The 19,278-nt window shown below is 61.6% G+C and carries 11 protein-coding genes and 1 riboswitch; of the genes, 9 read left to right on the forward strand and 2 right to left on the reverse strand.

Annotated elements, in window-relative coordinates:
- The first annotated feature begins 34 nt into the window (after positions 1–34).
- Positions 35–1,615 carry a maltose ABC transporter permease MalF gene (gene malF / locus I6G83_RS04855; protein WP_054305349.1) on the forward strand — a complete coding sequence of 527 codons (1,581 nt, stop codon included), beginning with the start codon at positions 35–37 and terminating at the stop codon, positions 1,613–1,615.
- 11 nt (positions 1,616–1,626) lie between these two features.
- Positions 1,627–2,517 (forward strand): maltose ABC transporter permease MalG, encoded by an 891-nt coding sequence (gene malG / locus I6G83_RS04860; RefSeq protein WP_015962099.1) that lies wholly within the window; start codon positions 1,627–1,629, stop codon positions 2,515–2,517.
- Between the two features lie 64 nt (positions 2,518–2,581).
- Here the strand turns inward: malG and psiE are convergent, their stop codons facing one another.
- Positions 2,582–2,989 carry a phosphate-starvation-inducible protein PsiE gene (psiE, locus tag I6G83_RS04865; protein WP_015962100.1) on the reverse strand — a complete coding sequence of 136 codons (408 nt, stop codon included), beginning with the start codon at positions 2,987–2,989 and terminating at the stop codon, positions 2,582–2,584.
- 225 nt (positions 2,990–3,214) lie between these two features.
- Here psiE and I6G83_RS04870 point away from each other — a divergent pair, with 225 nt between their 5' ends.
- Complete coding sequence (locus tag I6G83_RS04870; RefSeq protein WP_054305348.1) at positions 3,215–4,651, forward strand: capsule assembly Wzi family protein; 1,437 nt, start codon at positions 3,215–3,217, stop codon at positions 4,649–4,651.
- Positions 4,652–4,792: 141 nt separating this feature from the next.
- Complete coding sequence (gene adhP, locus I6G83_RS04875) at positions 4,793–5,806, forward strand: alcohol dehydrogenase AdhP (RefSeq protein WP_054305347.1); 1,014 nt, start codon at positions 4,793–4,795, stop codon at positions 5,804–5,806.
- A gap of 66 nt (positions 5,807–5,872) precedes the next feature.
- Here adhP and pgi read toward each other — a convergent pair whose 3' ends face one another.
- Positions 5,873–7,519: a glucose-6-phosphate isomerase gene (gene pgi, locus I6G83_RS04880; RefSeq protein ID WP_015962103.1), complete on the reverse strand. Its 1,647-nt coding sequence runs from the start codon at positions 7,517–7,519 to the stop codon at positions 5,873–5,875.
- A 226-nt stretch (positions 7,520–7,745) separates the two neighbouring features.
- Between pgi and I6G83_RS04885 the strand changes: the two genes are divergently transcribed.
- The 5 genes from I6G83_RS04885 to I6G83_RS04905 all read left to right on the forward strand — a co-directional run bounded on the left by I6G83_RS04885 (position 7,746) and on the right by I6G83_RS04905 (position 19,260).
- Positions 7,746–9,554, forward strand: a complete 1,809-nt coding sequence (locus tag I6G83_RS04885) for a cation:proton antiporter (RefSeq protein WP_054305346.1) — start codon at positions 7,746–7,748, stop codon at positions 9,552–9,554.
- 52 nt (positions 9,555–9,606) lie between these two features.
- Positions 9,607–9,802: riboswitch (Lysine riboswitch) on the forward strand.
- A gap of 108 nt (positions 9,803–9,910) precedes the next feature.
- The gene (gene lysC / locus I6G83_RS04890) at positions 9,911–11,278 is read left to right on the forward strand and encodes a lysine-sensitive aspartokinase 3 (protein WP_054305345.1); all 1,368 of its coding nucleotides are present in this window, start codon (positions 9,911–9,913) and stop codon (positions 11,276–11,278) included.
- 142 nt (positions 11,279–11,420) lie between these two features.
- Positions 11,421–12,338 (forward strand): ketopantoate/pantoate/pantothenate transporter PanS, encoded by a 918-nt coding sequence (gene panS, locus I6G83_RS04895; RefSeq protein WP_054305344.1) that lies wholly within the window; start codon positions 11,421–11,423, stop codon positions 12,336–12,338.
- 376 nt (positions 12,339–12,714) lie between these two features.
- Positions 12,715–14,388, forward strand: coding sequence for a ShlB/FhaC/HecB family hemolysin secretion/activation protein (locus I6G83_RS04900; RefSeq protein ID WP_054305343.1), 1,674 nt, complete (start codon positions 12,715–12,717; stop codon positions 14,386–14,388).
- A gap of 45 nt (positions 14,389–14,433) precedes the next feature.
- Positions 14,434–19,260: a hemagglutinin repeat-containing protein gene (locus tag I6G83_RS04905; RefSeq protein WP_062779229.1), complete on the forward strand. Its 4,827-nt coding sequence runs from the start codon at positions 14,434–14,436 to the stop codon at positions 19,258–19,260.
- Positions 19,261–19,278 lie beyond the last annotated feature (18 nt).

The raw sequence follows: 19,278 nt of genomic DNA on the forward strand, positions 1-19,278 counted from the left end.
AGGGAGTAAGTTACGTAGACTGAGGGAACACCCTATGCAATTCGCCCACGCCGGCTTGCCGACGCGCCAGAAATCGAAGTGGTGGCAGCATGACGGGCTGAAATGGCTGACGATCGGCCTGTTCAGCCTGATTAGCTGCTATCTGATTGTGTTGATGTATGCACAGGGGGAATATCTTTTCGCCATTATGACGCTGATCCTGGTCAGCGCCGGCCTGTATATTTTCGCCAACCGCCGCGCTTATGCCTGGCGCTACGTCTATCCCGGTATCGCCGGCATGGGGCTGTTTGTCCTGTTTCCGCTGATTTGCACCATCGCCATCGCCTTTACCAACTACAGCAGCACCAACCAGCTCACCTTTGAGCGCGCGCAGTCGGTGCTGATGCAGCGCCAGTTCCAAACCGGCAAAACCTTTACCTTCGGCCTCTATCCGACGGCCGACCGACAGTGGCAGCTGCTGCTGACGCCCCCGGACGGCGGCGAGTCGCTGCTTTCCACCCCCTTCAGCCTGAATAACGGCGGTGCGCCGCAGCAGGTGACGCTGACGGCCGACGCCGCCGCGCCCGCCGGCGAACGCGCTACGCTGCGCGTGATTACCCAGCACCGTCAGGCGTTAAGCCAACTCTCCGCCCAACTGCCGGACGGCGGCATACTGCGCATGAGTTCGCTGCGCCAGTTCTCCGGCACCGGCCCGCTGTACACGCTGGCCGACGACGGCAAAACGCTGACCAACAACCAGACCCAGGTGCAGTACCGGCCAAACGACGACACCGGCTTCTATCAGGCGGTAAATGCCGACGGCCGGTGGGGACAGGAAACTCTCAGCCCGGGCTATACCGTGGTTAGCGGCTGGAAAAACTTCCTGCGGGTGGCGCAGGACGAAGGCATCAAGCAGCCGTTTATTTCGATCTTTGTCTGGACCCTGGTGTTTTCGCTGCTGTCGGTGGCGCTGACCGTCGCGGTGGGCATGGTGCTGGCCTGCGTGGTGCAGTGGGAGGCGCTGAAGGGCAAGGCGGTTTACCGCGTACTGCTGATCCTGCCCTACGCCGTGCCGTCGTTTATTTCTATCCTGATCTTCAAGGGGTTGTTCAACCAGAGCTTCGGCGAAATCAACATGATGCTCAGCGCGCTGTTCGGCATCAAGCCGGCCTGGTTCAGCGATCCGCTGACCGCCAAGAGCATGATCCTGATCGTCAACACCTGGCTCGGCTACCCCTACATGATGATCCTGTGCATGGGCTTGCTCAAGGCGATCCCGGACGATCTGTATGAAGCCTCGGCCCTTGACGGCGCCGGTCCGCTGCAGAACTTTTTCCGCATCACCTTCCCGCTGCTGATCAAACCGTTGACGCCGCTGATGATCGCCAGCTTCGCCTTCAACTTTAACAACTTCGTGCTGATCCAGCTGCTGACCAACGGCGGCCCGGACATGATCGGCACCACCACGCCGGCCGGCTATACCGACCTGCTGGTCAGCTACACCTACCGCATTGCCTTTGAAGGCGGCGGCGGGCAGGACTTCGGGCTGGCGGCCGCTATCGCCACGCTGATTTTCCTGTTGGTCGGCGCGCTGGCGATCCTGAATCTGAAAGCCAGCAAAATGAACTTTGATTAGGGAGAACACCCATGGCTATGGTCCAACCAAAATCCCAGCGTCTGCGCCTGTGGCTGACCCATCTGGCAATGCTGTGCTTTATCGCCCTGATCATGTTTCCGCTGCTGATGGTGGTGGCGATTTCACTGCGCGCCGGCAACTTCGCCACCGGCAGCCTGATCCCGGATCAGGTCTCCTTCGACCACTGGCGGCTGGCGCTGGGCCTGAGCGTCACCCATGCCGACGGCAGCGTCACGCCGCCGCCCTTCCCCGTGCTGCTGTGGCTGTGGAACTCGGTAAAGGTGGCGGCGATCACCGCCATCGGCATCGTTACGCTGTCCACCACCTGCGCCTATGCCTTTGCGCGCCTGCGCTTTCGCGGCAAAAGCGCCCTGCTGAAAAGCATGCTGATTTTTCAGATGTTCCCGGCGGTGCTGTCGCTGGTCGCCCTGTACGCGCTGTTTGACCGGCTGGGCCAATACCTGCCGTTTATCGGCCTCAATACCCACGGCGGCGTGATTTTCGCCTATATGGGCGGTATCGCCCTGCACGTCTGGACCATCAAGGGCTACTTCGAAACCATCGACAATTCGCTCGAGGAGGCGGCGGCGCTGGACGGCGCGACGCCGTGGCAGGCCTTCCGCCTGGTGCTGCTGCCGCTGTCGGTGCCGATTCTGGCGGTGGTGTTTATTCTGTCGTTTATTGCCGCCATCACCGAAGTGCCGGTCGCCTCGCTGCTGCTACGCGATGTGAACAGTTACACGCTGGCGGTGGGCATGCAGCAGTACCTGAATCCGCAGAACTATCTGTGGGGGGATTTTGCCGCGGCGGCGGTGCTGTCGGCGATTCCGATCACCGCCGTGTTCCTGCTGGCGCAGCGCTGGCTGGTTGGCGGGCTGACCGCCGGCGGGGTAAAGGGATAACGCAAGAGGATTCACGCTGTGCCTGTGTCTTTGGCGTCCCTGGCGGGACGCCTTTTTTAGGCCGCTATTCCCGCTTGAGCCGATCGGTATTGGCCAGATACAGCGTCACCACCAGCAGCAGAATCGCCCCGGCGTAAATCAGCGTATCAAAGGGATTCTTATGATCGACGATAATCAACCGGATAATCGCGGTAATGCCGATATAGATAAAGTAGCGCAGCGGGAAGTGGTAGCCCGACTCAAAATATTTAACAATCAAGGCAATAAATTCAAAGTACAGGAAATAGATCACAATGCCTTCAATCAGCAGATACGATGAAGACTCCTCATTGTTGATAAATAACACCTTTGCCAGATGAATGGTTTCCTTCACCAGGAACACCACCAGGATCGCTGCCAGCAGCAGCAGCCCGACGTTCAGTACCCGCTGTAAGCCTTTAGCGATTGCTATCGACCGCGACGTCTTTGCCATATTTCTCTCCAACCCAAACCCCAAAAGAATGAACCGCATCTAAATATAGGTATTATCTTAAAAATCACCCCAATGCCACCACGCAATATAAGTCCATAAATAACAATAAATTACAACAACCTCTCGCCATTGGATATATTTGTAGCGAATTGAAATGTCATCTATCATGGGTCACAGAACTTTACATAAAATCTACAATTCCCTGACTCAGGAAAGGAACTTTTTATGCGCGCTAAACTCAATGGACTGGTCGCCGCAGGCTTGTTTACCTGTGCCTTGACCAGCCACGCCAGCGGTCTGGTCACCCCTGATAACGATCTGCGCAACGATCTGGCCTGGCTGTCGGATCGCGGCGTGATCAACGTCAGTCTGTCCACCTGGCCGCTCAGCCAGGAAGAGATCAACTCCGTACTGTCGCAGGCCAAACCGGTCACCAATACCGAAAAGAACGTGATTGACCGCGTTCAGCGCCGCGTCGGCGAACTGAAATCCAATATCCGCATCAGCGGCTACGCCTCCACCGATAAACCCGGCACCCCGCAGGGCTTCGGCCAGAATGAGTATGCGGACGATCGCCTGACCGTCGGCGTCGGCGGCAGCGGCGAATACTGGGATGTGCGTCTGCAAGGTTCCGTAGAAGGCGACCAGCGCGTCAGCGACGGCTCCAACTTCAATATGCAGGGTTCTTACGGCGCGCTGAAAGTCTGGAACCAGTGGATCTCCTTCGGTGAAGTCTCTCAATGGTGGGGCCCGGGCTACGACGGCAGCCTGATCCGTTCCGACGCCGCGCGTCCGGTAACCGGCTTTATGATGCAGCGCGCCGACCAGTCGCCGTTTGAAACCCCGTGGCTGTCCTGGATTGGCCGCTGGCAGTACCAGATTACCGCCGGCCAGCTCTCCCAATACACCTCGGTACCGCACACCAAACTGATTGGCGGGCGTTTCACCATGATGCCGACCGACTTTGTCGAGCTGGGCGCCTCCCGCGTGATGCAGTGGGGCGGCAAAGGACGTCCGCAGTCCTGGAGCTCATTCTGGGACGGCTTTACCGGTAAAGATAACGATGACTCCGGCAGCGGCAACGATCCGGGCAACCAGCTGGCGGGCTTCGACTTCAAGCTGAAAATGCAGCCGCTGATCGGCCTGCCGGTCAGCCTGTACGGTCAGTTGATCGGTGAAGATGAAGCCGGCCTGCTGCCGTCGAAAAATACCTACCTGCTGGGCCTGGAAGGCCACCCTGAGTGGGGCCCGAACACCATCAACTGGTATATCGAAGGCGCCGACACCCGCGCAGACCGCGATCGTAAAGGCTATGTATACAACCACTATACCTACCGCGGCGGTTACTACCAGCAGGGTTACCCGCTGGGCCACGCGATGGGCGGCGACGGTCAGATGCTGTCCGGCCGCGTAGAGCTGGTGTTGGACGACGGCCAGCGCTGGAGCACCCGTCTGGTGTACGCCAAAGTTAACCCGCTGAATATGTCGATCAACCAGGCCTTCCCGCGTTCGGATACGCTGAAAGGCGTGCAGCTGGGCTGGGGTTATGACTTCGATTCGCAGGTGAAATTCGATACCAGCCTGTGGTACACCGATAACAACAACAGCACCGCAGACGACGTTGGCGCCGGCATCAGCCTGGAAGTGCCAATCAACCTGTAAGCGTCGATCTTCTCCGCGTTATCATGCCGGCCGGTGTCTCACCGACCGGCATTTTTTATCCCGCTTTCTTTCGCCCTGCCTCCGGCTGCCGCGTCGATTCTGCGCTATCTTTTAAATTTGCGATCGTTCAGGAGGCTCAAAATGAAAGCTGCGGTTGTTAATCAGGATCACTCGGTCGGCATCGTGGATAAACAGCTGCGCCCGCTGGAGCACGGCGAGGCGCTGCTCAGCATGGAGTGCTGCGGCGTCTGCCATACCGATCTGCACGTCAAAAACGGTGATTTCGGCGACAAGACCGGCGTTATCCTCGGGCATGAAGGCATCGGTGTGGTAAAAGCGGTCGGCCCCGGCGTCAGCTCGCTGAAGGTGGGCGACCGCGCCAGCGTCGCCTGGTTTTACCAGGGCTGCGGGCACTGTGAATACTGCAACAGCGGCAATGAAACCCTGTGCCGCGCGGTGAAAAATGCCGGCTACAGCGTGGACGGCGGGATGGCGGAAGAGTGCATCGTGGTGGCCGACTACGCGGTAAAAGTGCCGGACGGACTGGATCCGGCGGCCGCCAGCAGCATTACCTGCGCCGGCGTCACCACCTACAAGGCGGTGAAAATATCGGGCATTGCGCCCGGCCAGTGGATCGCCATTTACGGCCTGGGCGGCCTCGGCAACCTGGCGCTGCAGTATGCGAAAAACGTCTTTAACGCCAAGGTGATCGCCATTGACGTCAATGACGCTCAGCTGGCATTCGCCAGCGAAATGGGCGCCGACCTGGTGATTAACTCCCGCACGGAAGACGCGGCGCAGATTATCCAGGATAAGGTTCAGGGCGCGCACGCCGCGGTGGTCACCGCGGTCGCCAAAGCGGCGTTTAACTCGGCGGTGGACGCCATGCGCGCCGGCGGCCGCATCGTCGCCGTCGGGCTGCCGCCGGAGTCGATGAGCCTGAATATTCCGCGGCTGGTGCTGGACGGTATCCAGGTGGTCGGCTCGCTGGTCGGCACCCGCGAAGATTTAAAAGAGGCGTTTCAGTTTGCCGCCGAGGGCAAGGTGGTGCCCACCGTGACCAAGCGTCCGGTAGAGGACATCAACGCCATTTTCCAGGAGATGGAACAGGGCAAGATTAAAGGCCGCATGGTGATCGACTTCCAGTCCCGCTGAGTGCGGCAAGCAAGAAAAAACCCGCCGCGGCGGGTTTTTTTTATCATTAACCGCAGCCGGCGCGCCTTAGCGCCACGCTTTAAAGCGGTTGATCAGGCCGTTGGTGGAGCTGTCGTGGCTGCTGACCTGCTCACCGCCCGCCAGTTCCGGCAGGATACGGTTAGCCAGCTGTTTGCCCAGCTCCACGCCCCACTGGTCAAAGGTGAAGATATTCAGGATGGCGCCCTGGGTGAAGATCTTGTGCTCATACAGCGCGATCAGGCTGCCCAGGCTGAACGGCGTGATTTCACGCAGCAGGATGGAGTTGGTCGGACGGTTGCCCTCGAACACCTTGAACGGCGCCACGTGCTGCACCTCTTCCGGCTTTTTGCCCTGCGCGGCGAATTCCGCCTCAACCGTTTCCAGCGATTTGCCGAACGCCAGCGCTTCGGTCTGAGCGAAGAAGTTCGACAGCAGCTTGGCGTGATGGTCGCTCAGCGGGTTGTGGCTGACCGCCGGCGCGATAAAGTCGCAAGGAACCAGTTTGGTGCCTTGGTGAATCAGCTGATAGAACGCATGCTGGCCGTTGGTGCCCGGCTCGCCCCAGATGATTGGGCCGGTCTGGTAATCCACCGGGTTGCCGTTGCGGTCGACATACTTGCCGTTGGATTCCATATTGCCCTGCTGGAAGTAAGCGGCAAAACGGTGCATATACTGGTCGTACGGCAGAATGGCTTCGGTTTCGGCGCCGAAGAAGTTGTTGTACCAGATGCCGATCAGCGCCAGCAGAACCGGCAGGTTCTGCTCCGCCGGCGTCTGTGCGAAGTGTTTGTCCATCGCATGCGCGCCGCTCAGCAGCTGCTCGAAGTTGTCAAAGCCGATGGACAGCGCAATCGACAGGCCGATGGCGGACCACAGGGAGTAACGACCGCCGACCCAGTCCCAGAACTCGAACATGTTGGCGGTGTCGATGCCGAACTCACTGACCGCCTTGGCGTTGGTCGACAGCGCGGCGAAGTGTTTGGCCACGTGCTGCTGATCGGCCGCCGCCTGCAGGAACCAGTCGCGCGCGCTGTGGGCGTTGGTCATGGTTTCCTGGGTGGTGAAGGTTTTGGAGGCCACCAGGAACAGGGTAGTTTCCGGGTTCAGCGGCTTGAGCGTTTCGGCGATATGAGTGCCGTCCACGTTGGAGACAAAGTGCATGTTCAGGTGGTTTTTATACGGGCGCAGCGCCTCGGTCACCATATACGGACCCAGGTCGGAGCCGCCGATGCCGATGTTGACCACGTCGGTAATCGGTTTGCCGGTATAGCCGGTCCATGCGCCGCCGATCACCCGCTCGCAGAACTGCTTCATCTTGGCCAGCACCGCGTTCACTTCCGGCATCACGTCTTTGCCGTCAACCACAATCGGCGTGTTGCTGCGGTTGCGCAGCGCCACGTGCAGCACCGCGCGATCTTCCGTGCGGTTGATTTTCTCGCCGGAGAACATGGCCTTGATCGCACCCTGCAAATCCGTCTCTTGCGCCAGCGTCTGCAGCTTTGCCAATGTCTCTGCGGTAATGCGGTTTTTGGAATAATCCACCAGCATCTGGTCGTCGAAGGTGGCGGAGAACTTGGAAAAACGCTCGCTATCCTGGGCAAACAGATCGCCGATCTGTACGTCTTTCATTTGTTCAAAATGTTGCTGCAGGGCTTGCCAAGCAGCGGTTTGACTAGGATTGATATTTTTCATAGCAACGCTCTTATGCATGAGAATGAATTTGACGTGATTGTCCGATTGTAGCCTGTTAGACCGTGATTATGATCTCTTTTCTTGCGATAGGCGTTAACTGTCAACGCGCAGCCGCATCGTTTCAGCTTTTTCCCTATAATTGAGCTAACGGTCTGTTATCAGGCCGATCTGGTTGTCATCAAATTGTGTCATTGTTGACCTGTCGTTGTTGAAAGGGATCGCACTCATGGAACTCTCCGCCCCGTTGATGTTGGTGGTTATCGGCCTGAGCTCGCTGCTGGCGCAGTGGCTGGCCTGGTTATTGCGGCTGCCGGCAATACTGCCGCTGCTGCTGTTTGGCATTGTGTTAGGCCCGGTGGTGCATCTGGTGCAGCCGGACGGGCTATTCGGCGATTTGCTGTTTCCGTTGGTGTCGCTGTCGGTGGCGATCATCCTGTTCGAAGGCGCGCTGACGCTGCGGGTGGAGGAGATCCGCGGGCTGGGCGGCGTGGTGCGCAATCTGGTCACCGTCGGCATGCTGGCGACCTTTGTCACCATCGGCGTCGCCTGCTGGTGGCTGCTGGACTTTCCGCCGGAGCTGGCGGCGCTGATCGGCGCGGTGACGGTGGTCACCGGCCCGACGGTGATCGCCCCGCTGATGCGCGTGGTGCGGCCGAACGCCAGAATTAACCAGGTTCTGCGCTGGGAAGGGATTGTGATCGACCCGGTCGGCGCCATTTTTACCCTGCTGGTGTTTGAATTTATCGTGCTGCGGCAGAACGCCGAATCGTATACCCACCTGTTCTGGACGCTGGGCGTCACCGCCGCCGTCGGCCTGATCGCCGGCGCGCTGTTCGGCTATCTGCTGGGCATCGCGCTGCGCCGCGTCTGGCTGCCGCGCTATCTGCAGAACCTGGCGGTGCTGGCGATTATGCTTACCGCGTTTGGCCTGTCCAACGCGCTGGCCGACGAGTCCGGCCTGCTGACCGTCACGGTGATGGGCATCTGGCTGGCCAACATGCGCGACGTGGATACCAGCGATATTTTGGCCTTTAAGGAAGAGCTGTCGGCGATTCTGATTTCGGCGCTGTTTATTATTCTGGCCGCCCGGCTGGATATCCAGGCGCTGTGGCAGATGGGCTGGCCGCTGCTGCTTTTACTGCTGGTGGTGCAGTTTATCGCCCGTCCGCTGTGCATTGCGCTGTCGACCTGGCGCTCCAGCCTGCATTGGCGCGATCGCCTGCTGCTGTGCTGGATTGCGCCACGCGGCATCGTGGCGGCGGCGGTCAGCTCGCTGTTTGCGCTGACCCTGCAGCGCAGCGGCTATCAGGGCGCGGACCGGCTGGTGACGGTGGTGTTCGCCATTATTATCGGCACCGTGGTGCTGCAAAGCCTGACCAGCGGCATGATCGCCCGCTGGCTGCGGGTGCAGCAGCAGAAGCCGCGCGGCGTGCTGATCGTCGGCGCCAACAGCGTGGCGCGCACGCTGGCGCAGGCGCTGATGAAAATGAACGTGCCGGTGATGGTCACCGACAGCAGTTGGGAGTATTACCGCCAGGCGCGGATGGAGGGCATTCCCGCCTACTACGGCCATGCCTACTCGGAACACGCCGAAAACACCCTCGACCTGAGCGACACCGCCCAGGTGCTGGCGCTGTCGCCCAACCGCCATCAAAACGCGCTGGCGGTGTACCATTTCGGCCATCTCTTCGGCGACGATCACGTGTTCGCCATCCGCTCCGGGGCGCCGCTGAAGGGGCGCGCCAACAGCGCGGAAAGCTCCCGCTTCCGCCGTCATGAAGTGCTGTTCAACCACGAGGCGACCTACGCCCGCCTGAGCAGCCTGATCGCCAAAGGCGCCGTCATTAAGGTGACCCGCCTGAACGACAACTTCGGCTGGCCGGAATACCTGGAGAAAAACCGCGGCGTCATCCCGCTTTTTTATCAGCGAGAAGACGGCAGTTTGCAGCCGATCGGCGCAGGTTCCACGCCAACTATGCCCTGTACGCTGATTGCGCTGGTGCAAGATGAAAATACCTCAGCGCCCGGCCGTTGACAGCGGCGGTTAAACCGGCTATTCCTATCAGCCAACTTGCGCACCCGGTGCGCAAGCCAGAAGAGGCGCGTCGCCCAGGTACAGTGTCGGAGGAGCCGTTATCCCATGACGGCACTGGAGGGGGAGCGACGCCGAGGTATGTCGCCCATTCGGCTAAGCGACGTGTCGGCTACAGGGGCTGAATCCCCTGGGTTGTCACCATGATCGTCCCTAACGGACGGTCGGCAAGGTGGGGCGCTTCTGGGTGTATCGTAGCCACCTCTACGTCTGCTCCCTGTTTACCGCTCTCCCCCGTGCCAAGGCTTATTAGCGATAGAGTCGTCAGATACGATATCCCTGACACGAGGTTTTTTTACATGAATCAAGCAGCACCCCAATCTTCCCATGTGGTGGCAAAGTTCGGCGGCACCAGCGTCGCCGATTTTGAGGCCATGAACCGCAGCGCCGATGTGGTACTGGGCAACCCTGACGTACGCCTGGTGGTGCTTTCCGCCTCGGCGGGCGTCACCAATCTGCTGGTGGCGCTGGCCGCAGGCAGCGAAAGCGAGCAGCGCAGCTACCAGCTCGATGAAATCCGCCGTATCCAATACGCCATTCTCGATCGCCTGGACAACCCTTCGGTCGTCCGCGAGGAGATCGATCGCATGCTGGAAAATATCGCCATGCTGTCGGAAGCGGCCGCGCTGGCCACTTCCACGGCGCTGACCGATGAGCTGGTCAGCCACGGCGAACTGATGTCCACCCTGCTGTTTGTGGAGATCCTGCGCCAGCGTCAGGCGCAGGCGGAATGGTTCGACGTGCGCAAGGTGATGCACACCGACGACCACTTCGGCCGGGCGACGCCGGACGGCGCGGTGCTGAAAGAGCTGGCGCAGACGCTGCTGCAGCCGCGCCTGCAGGCGTCGCTGGTGGTCACCCAGGGCTTTATCGGCAGCGAGGCGAAAGGCCGCACCACCACGCTGGGCCGCGGCGGCAGCGATTACACCGCCGCGCTGCTGGGCGAAGCGCTGAACCTCAGCCGGGTGGATATCTGGACCGACGTGCCCGGCATTTACACCACCGACCCGCGCGTGGTGCCGGCCGCCAAGCGCATCGATAAAATCGCCTTTGAAGAGGCGGCGGAGATGGCCACCTTCGGCGCCAAGGTGCTGCACCCGGCCACCCTGCTGCCGGCGGTGCGCAGCGATATCCCGGTATTTGTCGGCTCCAGCAAGGATCCGGCCGCCGGCGGCACGCTGGTGTGCAACACCACCGAAAACCCGCCGCTGTTCCGTGCGCTGGCGCTGCGCCGCAAACAGACGCTGCTGACGCTGCACAGTCTGAATATGCTGCACGCCCGCGGCTTCCTGGCGGAAGTGTTCAGCATTCTGGCGCGCCACGATATCTCGGTCGATCTGATCACCACCTCTGAAGTCAGCATCGCGCTGACCATGGACACCACCGGCACCACCTCCAGCGGCCGCAGCCTGCTGACCACCGCGCTGCTGACCGAGCTCTCCTCGCTGTGCCGGGTGGAAGTGGAAGAAGATCTGGCGCTGATTGCGCTGATCGGCAATAAACTGTCGCGCGCCTGCGGCGTCGGCAAAGAGGTGTTCGGCGTGATGGACCCGTTCAATATCCGCATGATTTGCTACGGCGCCAGCAACTACAACCTGTGCTTCCTGGTGCCGGGCGCCGATGCCGAGCAGGTGGTGCGCACTCTGCACCGTAACCTGTTCGAATAAGCCATACTGACAGGCCGTGGGCGCGGCAGACGACGCCCACGGCTGACTACCCGCCTGCCTGCAGCCTGACTAAAACAACACAACACAACACAACACAACACAACAATCATCCGCGTTATTTGGCCCAAGGAAAACCCGAATCATGTTGGCAACCTTCACCCGATTATTCCCGCTGTGGGCGGTGCTGCTCTCCGTCGCCGCCTACTACACGCCCGCCACCTTTACCGGCATTAGCCCTTACGTCAGCCCGCTGCTGATGCTGATTATGTTCGCCATGGGCGTCACGCTGCGGCTGGACGATTTTAAACGCGTGCTGGCGCGCCCCGGCCCGGTGGCGGCCGGCATCTTCCTGCACTATCTGATTATGCCGCTGGCGGCCTGGCTGCTGGCGATGCTGTTTCATATGCCGCCGGACCTGTCCGCCGGGATGGTGCTGGTCGGCAGCGTCGCCAGCGGCACCGCCTCCAACGTGATGATCTATCTGGCCAAGGGGGACGTGGCGCTGTCGGTGACCATCTCCGCCGTTTCCACCCTGGTCGGCGTATTCGCCACGCCGCTGCTGACGCGTCTGTATGTCGATGCCGACATCAGCGTGGATATCGTCGGCATGCTGCTGAGTATTCTGCAGATCGTGGTGATCCCGATCGGCCTCGGCCTGATCGTCCACCACCTGTTCAGCAACGCCGTCAAACGTCTTGAGCCGCTGCTGCCGCCGCTGTCGATGGTGTGCATTCTGGCGATCATCAGCGCCGTGGTGGCCGGCAGCCAAAGCCATATCGCCTCCGTCGGACTGGTGGTGATTATCGCGGTGATTCTGCACAACGCCATCGGTCTGCTCACCGGTTATTGGGGCGGCAAGCTGTTCGGCTTTGACGAATCCACCTGCCGCACGCTGGCGATCGAAGTCGGCATGCAGAACTCCGGGCTGGCGGCGACGCTGGGCAAAATCTACTTCACGCCGCTGGCCGCCCTACCGGGCGCGCTGTTCTCGGTGTGGCACAACCTCTCCGGCTCGCTGCTGGCGGGCTACTGGTCCGGACGCCCCCTCAAGAAAAAATAAACGCCTGCGGGACGCAATTATTTGCGTCCCGCTTTCTGCTGCGAAATTTCATATTTCCCACTGGTCGGATTGTCATCCTCTCTCGTATCCCCTATTATCCGCGAAAAATAAAATACTCAGATTATTCCTAACCAAGCCGATAATGTCGCAAGGTGAGGAAATACATTGTTTTAAATTAATTCGCCAGGATTGCCCGCCTTAAAGTAAGCATCCTAATTATTATTTAGATATATACCCACCGTCTTATTTGCCTGCGGCAAATCAAGATATCTCGCAATGTGCATGTCGCTGATTATTTCGGGCCGGCCGTCGGTCGCCCGTGGTTAACCTCATGGATTGGGCGGGCCGCCCCGGCGGCCTCGCATAACGGATTACAATGATAAAAAAAATTACCGCGCTGACGCTGTTGATCAGCCCCGCCCTGTCCGCAGAAACCTTGCCGGCCGCCCACGGGATGATCGATATGTCGATGGGAGAATCGCGCCGCGCGCTGCAGGACAGCTCGCGCGAGGTCACCCATCTGATTGAACAACGGCGCTATCGCCAGCTGATGCAGCAGAGTCAGCCGACAGAGCCGGCCACGCCTGCGCTGCCGCGCTCCGCACAGTGCCTGCCGATCGCCGGCGTCTATCTGCAGGGCGTCACTCTGCTGTCGCCGGCCGATCTTTCCACCCTGAGCGCGCTGCCGCAGCAGTGCATCAGCAGCAACGACATCAATCGTCTGACGCGGGAATTAACCCGGCTGTACCTGCAGCAAGGCTATATCACCGCGCGTATCGCGATCGTTCGCCCTAATTCACAAGGAGAATTAGGGTTGCGCGTGACCGAAGGATTTATTGAGAAAATAGAGGGCGGCGATCGCTGGGTCAACAGCCGGTTATTATTTCCGGGCCTGACGGGCAAGCCGTTGAAATTAACCGACCTCGACCAGGGATTGGATCAGGCCAACCGTTTACAATCCAATACCGCCAAACTGGATATATTACCCGGCAGCCGGATAGGCGGTTCGGTAATCCGTTTACGCAATCAACACGGTAAACCCTGGCAGATTAGCGCCGGCAGCGATAATTACGGCCAGAAAAGCACTGGCCAATGGCTGGGACGCGCCACCGCCACGCTGGACAGTCCATTCGGCCTGTCGGATTTCGTCAGCCTGAACGCCAGCAGCACGCTGGAAAACCCAGCCTATCGTTACAGTCGCGCCGCGACCCTGCTCTACTCGTTGCCGTACGGCGCCTTTACCTTCAGCGGCTTCGCCAGCCTGTCGTCTTATCAAAACCACCAGCCGCTGCAGCACAACGTGGTCAGATTGCACGGGAAAACCCAGCAATACGGGCTGCGCGGCGACTACATGTTTTACCGCGATCGCGACCAGATCGACAGCCTGAACGGCCAGCTGACCTACAAACGCATTAGCAACGACTTCGAGAACGTACGCCTCGAGGTCAGCAGCCCGACGCTGACGCTGTTGGAACTGGGCGCCAGCCATCTGCAAATCCTGCCTCACGGAGTATTCAGCGCCAACCTCAGCGTCGAGCAAGGTCTGCCCTGGCTGGGCGCCGGACGTAACCCCCACACGGCGCACCTCGACAGCCAGTTTACCAAGGGGAAGCTGTTCGCCAATCTCAGCCAGCGCCTCACTCTGGGCGGTGCGACCTATCAGCTTAATAATTTGTTCTACGGCCAATACAGCCGCGCCGCCCTGCCCGGAGTGGAGTGGCTGAGTCTGACCGATCGCAGCGCCGTACGCGGCTTCAGCCGCAGCACCCAAGCCGGCGATAACGGCTGGTATCTGCAGAACACGCTGTCGCGCAGCTTCACGCTGGCGGCAACTACGCTGACGCCGCGCATCGGCGCCGACGTCGGCCGCATTCTGCCGCGTCAGGATAATTCAGGCTGGCGCAGCAGCGCCGGACTGAGCGCCGGCGCCATGCTGCGTTATCAACGGGCGCTGGTCGATCTTGAAGTTAGCCGCGGCCGGATCCTGTCGCATCACGCCGCACCTGACGACCCTGTTCAGCTGCTGGCCCGCTTCTCTTACACCTTTTAGTCGGCAGTTTTGTCAGGCCCCACGGCACTATACGGAGATACATGGATGAAAAATAATAACTTCAGGCTGTCAGCTGCGGGCAAACTGGCCGCCGCGCTGGCGATTATTCTCGCCGCGTCCGGCAACGTCTGCGCCGCCGAGATCGTCGCGGCCAACGGCGCCAACGGGCCGGGGGTCACCACCGTCGCCAACGGCGCGCAGGTGGTCGATATCGTCGCGCCGAACGGCCACGGGCTATCGCACAACCAATATCAGGACTTCAACGTCAACCAGCCCGGCGCGGTGCTGAACAACTCCCGCGAAGCAGGGCTGTCGCAGTTGGCCGGCCAGTTGGGGGCCAACCCCAACCTGGGCGGACGCGAGGCCAGCGTGATCCTCAACGAGGTGATCGGCCGCAACCCTTCGCTGCTGCACGGTCAACAAGAGATCTTCGGTATGGCGGCCGACTACGTGCTGGCCAACCCGAACGGCATCAGCTGCCAGGGCTGCGGCTTTATCAACACCAGCCGCTCTTCGCTGGTGGTCGGCAATCCGCTGGTGGAGAACGGCCTGCTGCAGGGCTACAGCACCTTCGGCAACCGCAATACCCTGAGCCTGAGCGGCAATCTGAACGCCGGCGGCGTGCTGGATCTGATCGCGCCGCAGATCGACAGTCGCGGCGATGTGATCGTGCAAGCTGCCAGCCAGCGCGACGGCAGGGTGATGCCGGCGGCGATCAACGCCATCAGCGGCCTTAACCGCGTAACGCGGGACGGCAAGTTACTGGCCAGCGAACGGCCGGCAACGGCGCTGGACAGCTACTACCTCGGCAGCATGCAGGCCGGGCGCATCAATATTATCAACACCGCACAGGGCAGCGGCGTGAAGCTGGCCGGTACGCTGAACGCCAGCGACGAACTGACAGTGAAGGCCTACGATATCCACAGTGAAAGCCGCGTCGAAAGCAACAGCGGCAGCCGCAACGGCGATGAGAATTACCAGAACTACCGCGGCGGTATCTACGTCAACGATCGCAACAGCAGCCAGACGCTGACCCGCACCGAGCTGAAAGGCAAGAATATCAGCCTGCTGGCAGATAACCATGCGCACTTCAGCGCCACCGACATCAGCGGAGAAAACATTACCCTGCAGGGCGGCCGACTGACGCTCGACGGGCAGCAGTTGAAACAGACGCAGGGCCACACCGACAATCGCTGGTTCTACTCGTGGCAATACGACGTCGCCCGCGAGCGCGAACAGCAACGGCAGGCGGGCAGCCGCGTCACCGCCAGCGGCAGCGCCAGACTCCTCAGCACCAGAGAAGACGTGACGCTGCAGGGGGCCGAGATCCACGCCGGACAAGCGCTGAACGTCAACGCGGCGCGCGACGCGCGCCTCGCCGGACTGGTGGAAAAAGAGAAATCCAGCGAACGCGGCTACCAGCGCAATCACACCGCCAGCCTGCACACCGGCAGTTGGAGCAACAGCGACGAAAGCGAAAGCCTGAAGCCCAGCGAACTGCGCAGCCAGGGCGCACTGACGCTGGCGGCCGGCAACAACGTCGCCACCCAGGGCGCCAGGCTGCACGCCGGCCGCGATCTGACGGTCAATGCCGGCAACCAGATTCAGATCGGCGTGCAGCACACCGCCAATGGCAAAACGGTGCGCGATGATAAAATCTCGTGGGGCGGCATCGGCGGCGGCGACAACAAGAACAACAGCACCCGTCGCGAGATCGGCCATGCTTCCGAACTGACCAGCGACGGCACGCTGCGACTAGACGGTCAGCAGGGCGTCACCCTCACCGGCAGTAAAGCGCGCGGTAAGGAAGGCGGCCTGGTCACCGCCACGCAGGGCGGCTTACGCATCGACAACGCGCTGAGCACCAACGTGGATAAAATCGACGCGCGCACCGGCACCGTCTTCAACATTACCAGCAGCTCGCAGAAAGCCGACAACCGCACCCAAAGCAGCACCGCCAGCGAGCTGAAGTCCGACACCAACCTGAAGCTGGTCAGCCGCCAGGATACCGACGTGGTAGGCAGCCAGGTCACCAGCCGCGGTGAACTGAACATCAATTCGCAGAGCGGCAACATCACCGTCAAAACCGCCCGGCAGCAGCAAAGCACCGACGAACAGAAAACCAGTCTTACCCTCAATGGCTATGCCAAAGAGGCCGGCGACAAGCAGTACCGCGCCGGTTTGCGTATTGAACACGTCGGCGACAGCGAAAAAACCACCCGCATCGAGAACCGCGCCTCCGTACTTCGCGGCGGCAGCCTCCAGCTCGCCGCGGATAAGGATGTGACCTTCCGCGGCAGCACGGCGATCGCCGCTCAGGGCGACGCCAGCATCAGCGGCAATAAGGTCTCCTTCCTGGCGGCCGACGACAAAACCACCTCAGACCGCGAACGAACCAAGATCGGCGGCGGCTTCTACTACACCGGCGGCATCGACAAACTCGGCAGCGGCGTTGAAGCCGGCTACGAGAACAGCAAAACGCAGGCGCAGAGCAGCAAAGCGGTCACCGCCGGCAGCGAGGTCAAAGGCAATCTGACGATCGCCGCCCGCGACACGCTGACCCAGCAAGGGGTGCAGCACCGCGTCGGCGGCGTCTATCAGGAGCGCGCCGCCAGCGTGAATCATCTGGCCGCCGCTGACCGTACCGACAGCAGCACCCGCACCACCGACGTGGGGGTGAACATCGGCGCCAACGCCGATATCAGCGCCGTCACCCGTCCGCTCGAGCACGCGGCAGGCAAGGCGGCCAAGCTGGACGTTAACGGGGTTATCAACGATGTCGGCGGTATCGGTGCGCCCAACGTCGGGCTGGATATCGGCGCGCAGGGCGGCGGCAGTGAACGGCGCAGCAGCAGCGATCGGGCGGTGGTCAGCCAACTGAAAGCCGGCAGCATTGATATCAACAGCGCAGGCTCCGTGCGCGACCAGGGCACGCGGTATCAGGCAAGCAGCGGCGCTATCACGCTGGAGGCGGACAGCCACCACAGCGAGGCCGCGGTTAGCCGGCAGGACAACCGAAGCCGCGACACCCGGGGCAGCGCCGGCGTGCGCGTCTATACCAGCACCGGCAGCGATCTGACGGTAGACGCCCGGGGGGAAGGCGGCACCCAGCGCAGCAACGACAGCGCCAGCCAGGCGGTGGCTGGCGCATTCGACGCCGCAGACGGCATCCGCATCAACGTCAAACAAGACGCGCGCTATCAGGGCAGCGCGCTGGACGGCGGCAGCGGCAAAACCGTTATCAACGCCGGCGGCGATATCCGGCTGGAGCAAGCCAGCGACAACCGGCACGAAAGCCACAGCGGCTTTAACGTCAAGGCGTCCGCCAAAGGCGGCTTCACCGCCGACAGCAACAGCTTCGGCGCCGGCTTTGGCGGCGGTATGCATCGCAGCGACAGCAGCGACAGCAGCGCGCAAACCGGCCGCATCAGCGGCAAACAAGGCGTGGCGCTGAACGCCGGCCGTGACCTGACGCTACAGGGCGCCAATGTCAGCAGCCAGAGCGACGTCAGCCTGCGCGCCGGCGATCGGGTCGCCCTGTTGGCGGCGGAATCCCGCCAGACGCGCCGGGAAAACGCGCTGTCCGGCAATATCGATCTGGGCGCCGGCAGCAGCGATAGCCAGGAAAAAAGCGGCGGCAGCCTCTCCGCCGGCGGTGCGTTCAATATCGCCAAGGTGGACGAATCCGCCACCGCTCGCCAGGGCGCCAACGTCACCGCCAACGGCCGGGTGAGCATCGCCGCCGGTGGTAAAGACAACGACGCGCTGCGGCTGCAGGGCGCCGGAGTCAGCGGCAACAGCGCCGTACTTGAGGCGAACAGCGGCGGCATCCTGCTGGAGTCGGCGCGCAGCGAGCAGCGCAAGGACAACGTGAGCCTGGGCATCAAGGGCAGCGCCAGAGCCGGCCAAACGTTCAATAAAGACGCCGACGGCAAGATCGACCCGGGCAGTGGTAAAGATACCCACACCCTGAGCGCCGGCGTGCAGGTCGGCGTGGAACAGCGCTCTGCCGCCTTCCACCACAATAGCGGCGTCAAGGCCGGCGAGGTGACGCTCAGCAGCGCCAGAGACACGCAGCTCGCCGGCGCCAGAGTCGACGCCGACCGCGTGCAAGGCAAGGTGGGGGGCGATCTGCGCGTAGAAAGCCGCAGGGACAGCGATCAAGGCGTGCGGGTGGAGGCTGACGTCAGCCTGGGCCACAGCAACGACCCCGGCAGCAGCATCACGTCTAAACTGTCGAAAATCGGTACGCCGCGCTACGCCGGCAAGGTGAAAGAGCAGCTGGAAAGCGGGGTCAACCGCGCAGCCGACGCCGTCAGCGATAAATATAATCGCGCAGCGCGCCGTCTCGATCCGCAACAGGACACCACCGGCGCGGTCCGCTTCAACAAGGCCGACGGCCAGGTGACGCTGCCGGCCACGCTGACCGGCGACAAGCCGCAGGGTCCGCTGTGGGATCGCGGCGCGCGCAGCGTCGGCAACGCGGTCAAAGAGAGCCTCACCGGACCGGCGGGTCGTCAGGGGCAGATCAAGCTCAACGCCGAGGTGGCGGACAGCAGCGCGGTCGGTGAACAGTCGGCGATTAGCGGTCGGCACGGCGTGGCGCTGCAGGTCGACGGCCAGACCCGGCTGACCGGTGGAGAAATCCGCAGCCGGCAGGGAGAGGTAGCGTTGGGCGGCAGCCACGTCAGCCAGCAGGACGTCAGCGGCCGCCATTATCAAGGCGGCGGCCGCGCCGATGTCGGCATCACGGCCGGCGGCCTGTTAGGCGGCGCGGCGAAGCAAAGCCTCGGCGGCGAGGTGCCGCTGGTCAGCGGTCATGGCGCAGCCCGGCAGGCCGATGCCAAGGCGGGCGTCTTCAGCGGGCAATAACACCCGCATCATGTCCAG

This window comes from Serratia rubidaea, from assembly GCF_016026735.1.
Lineage (GTDB): Bacteria > Pseudomonadota > Gammaproteobacteria > Enterobacterales > Enterobacteriaceae > Serratia_B > Serratia_B rubidaea.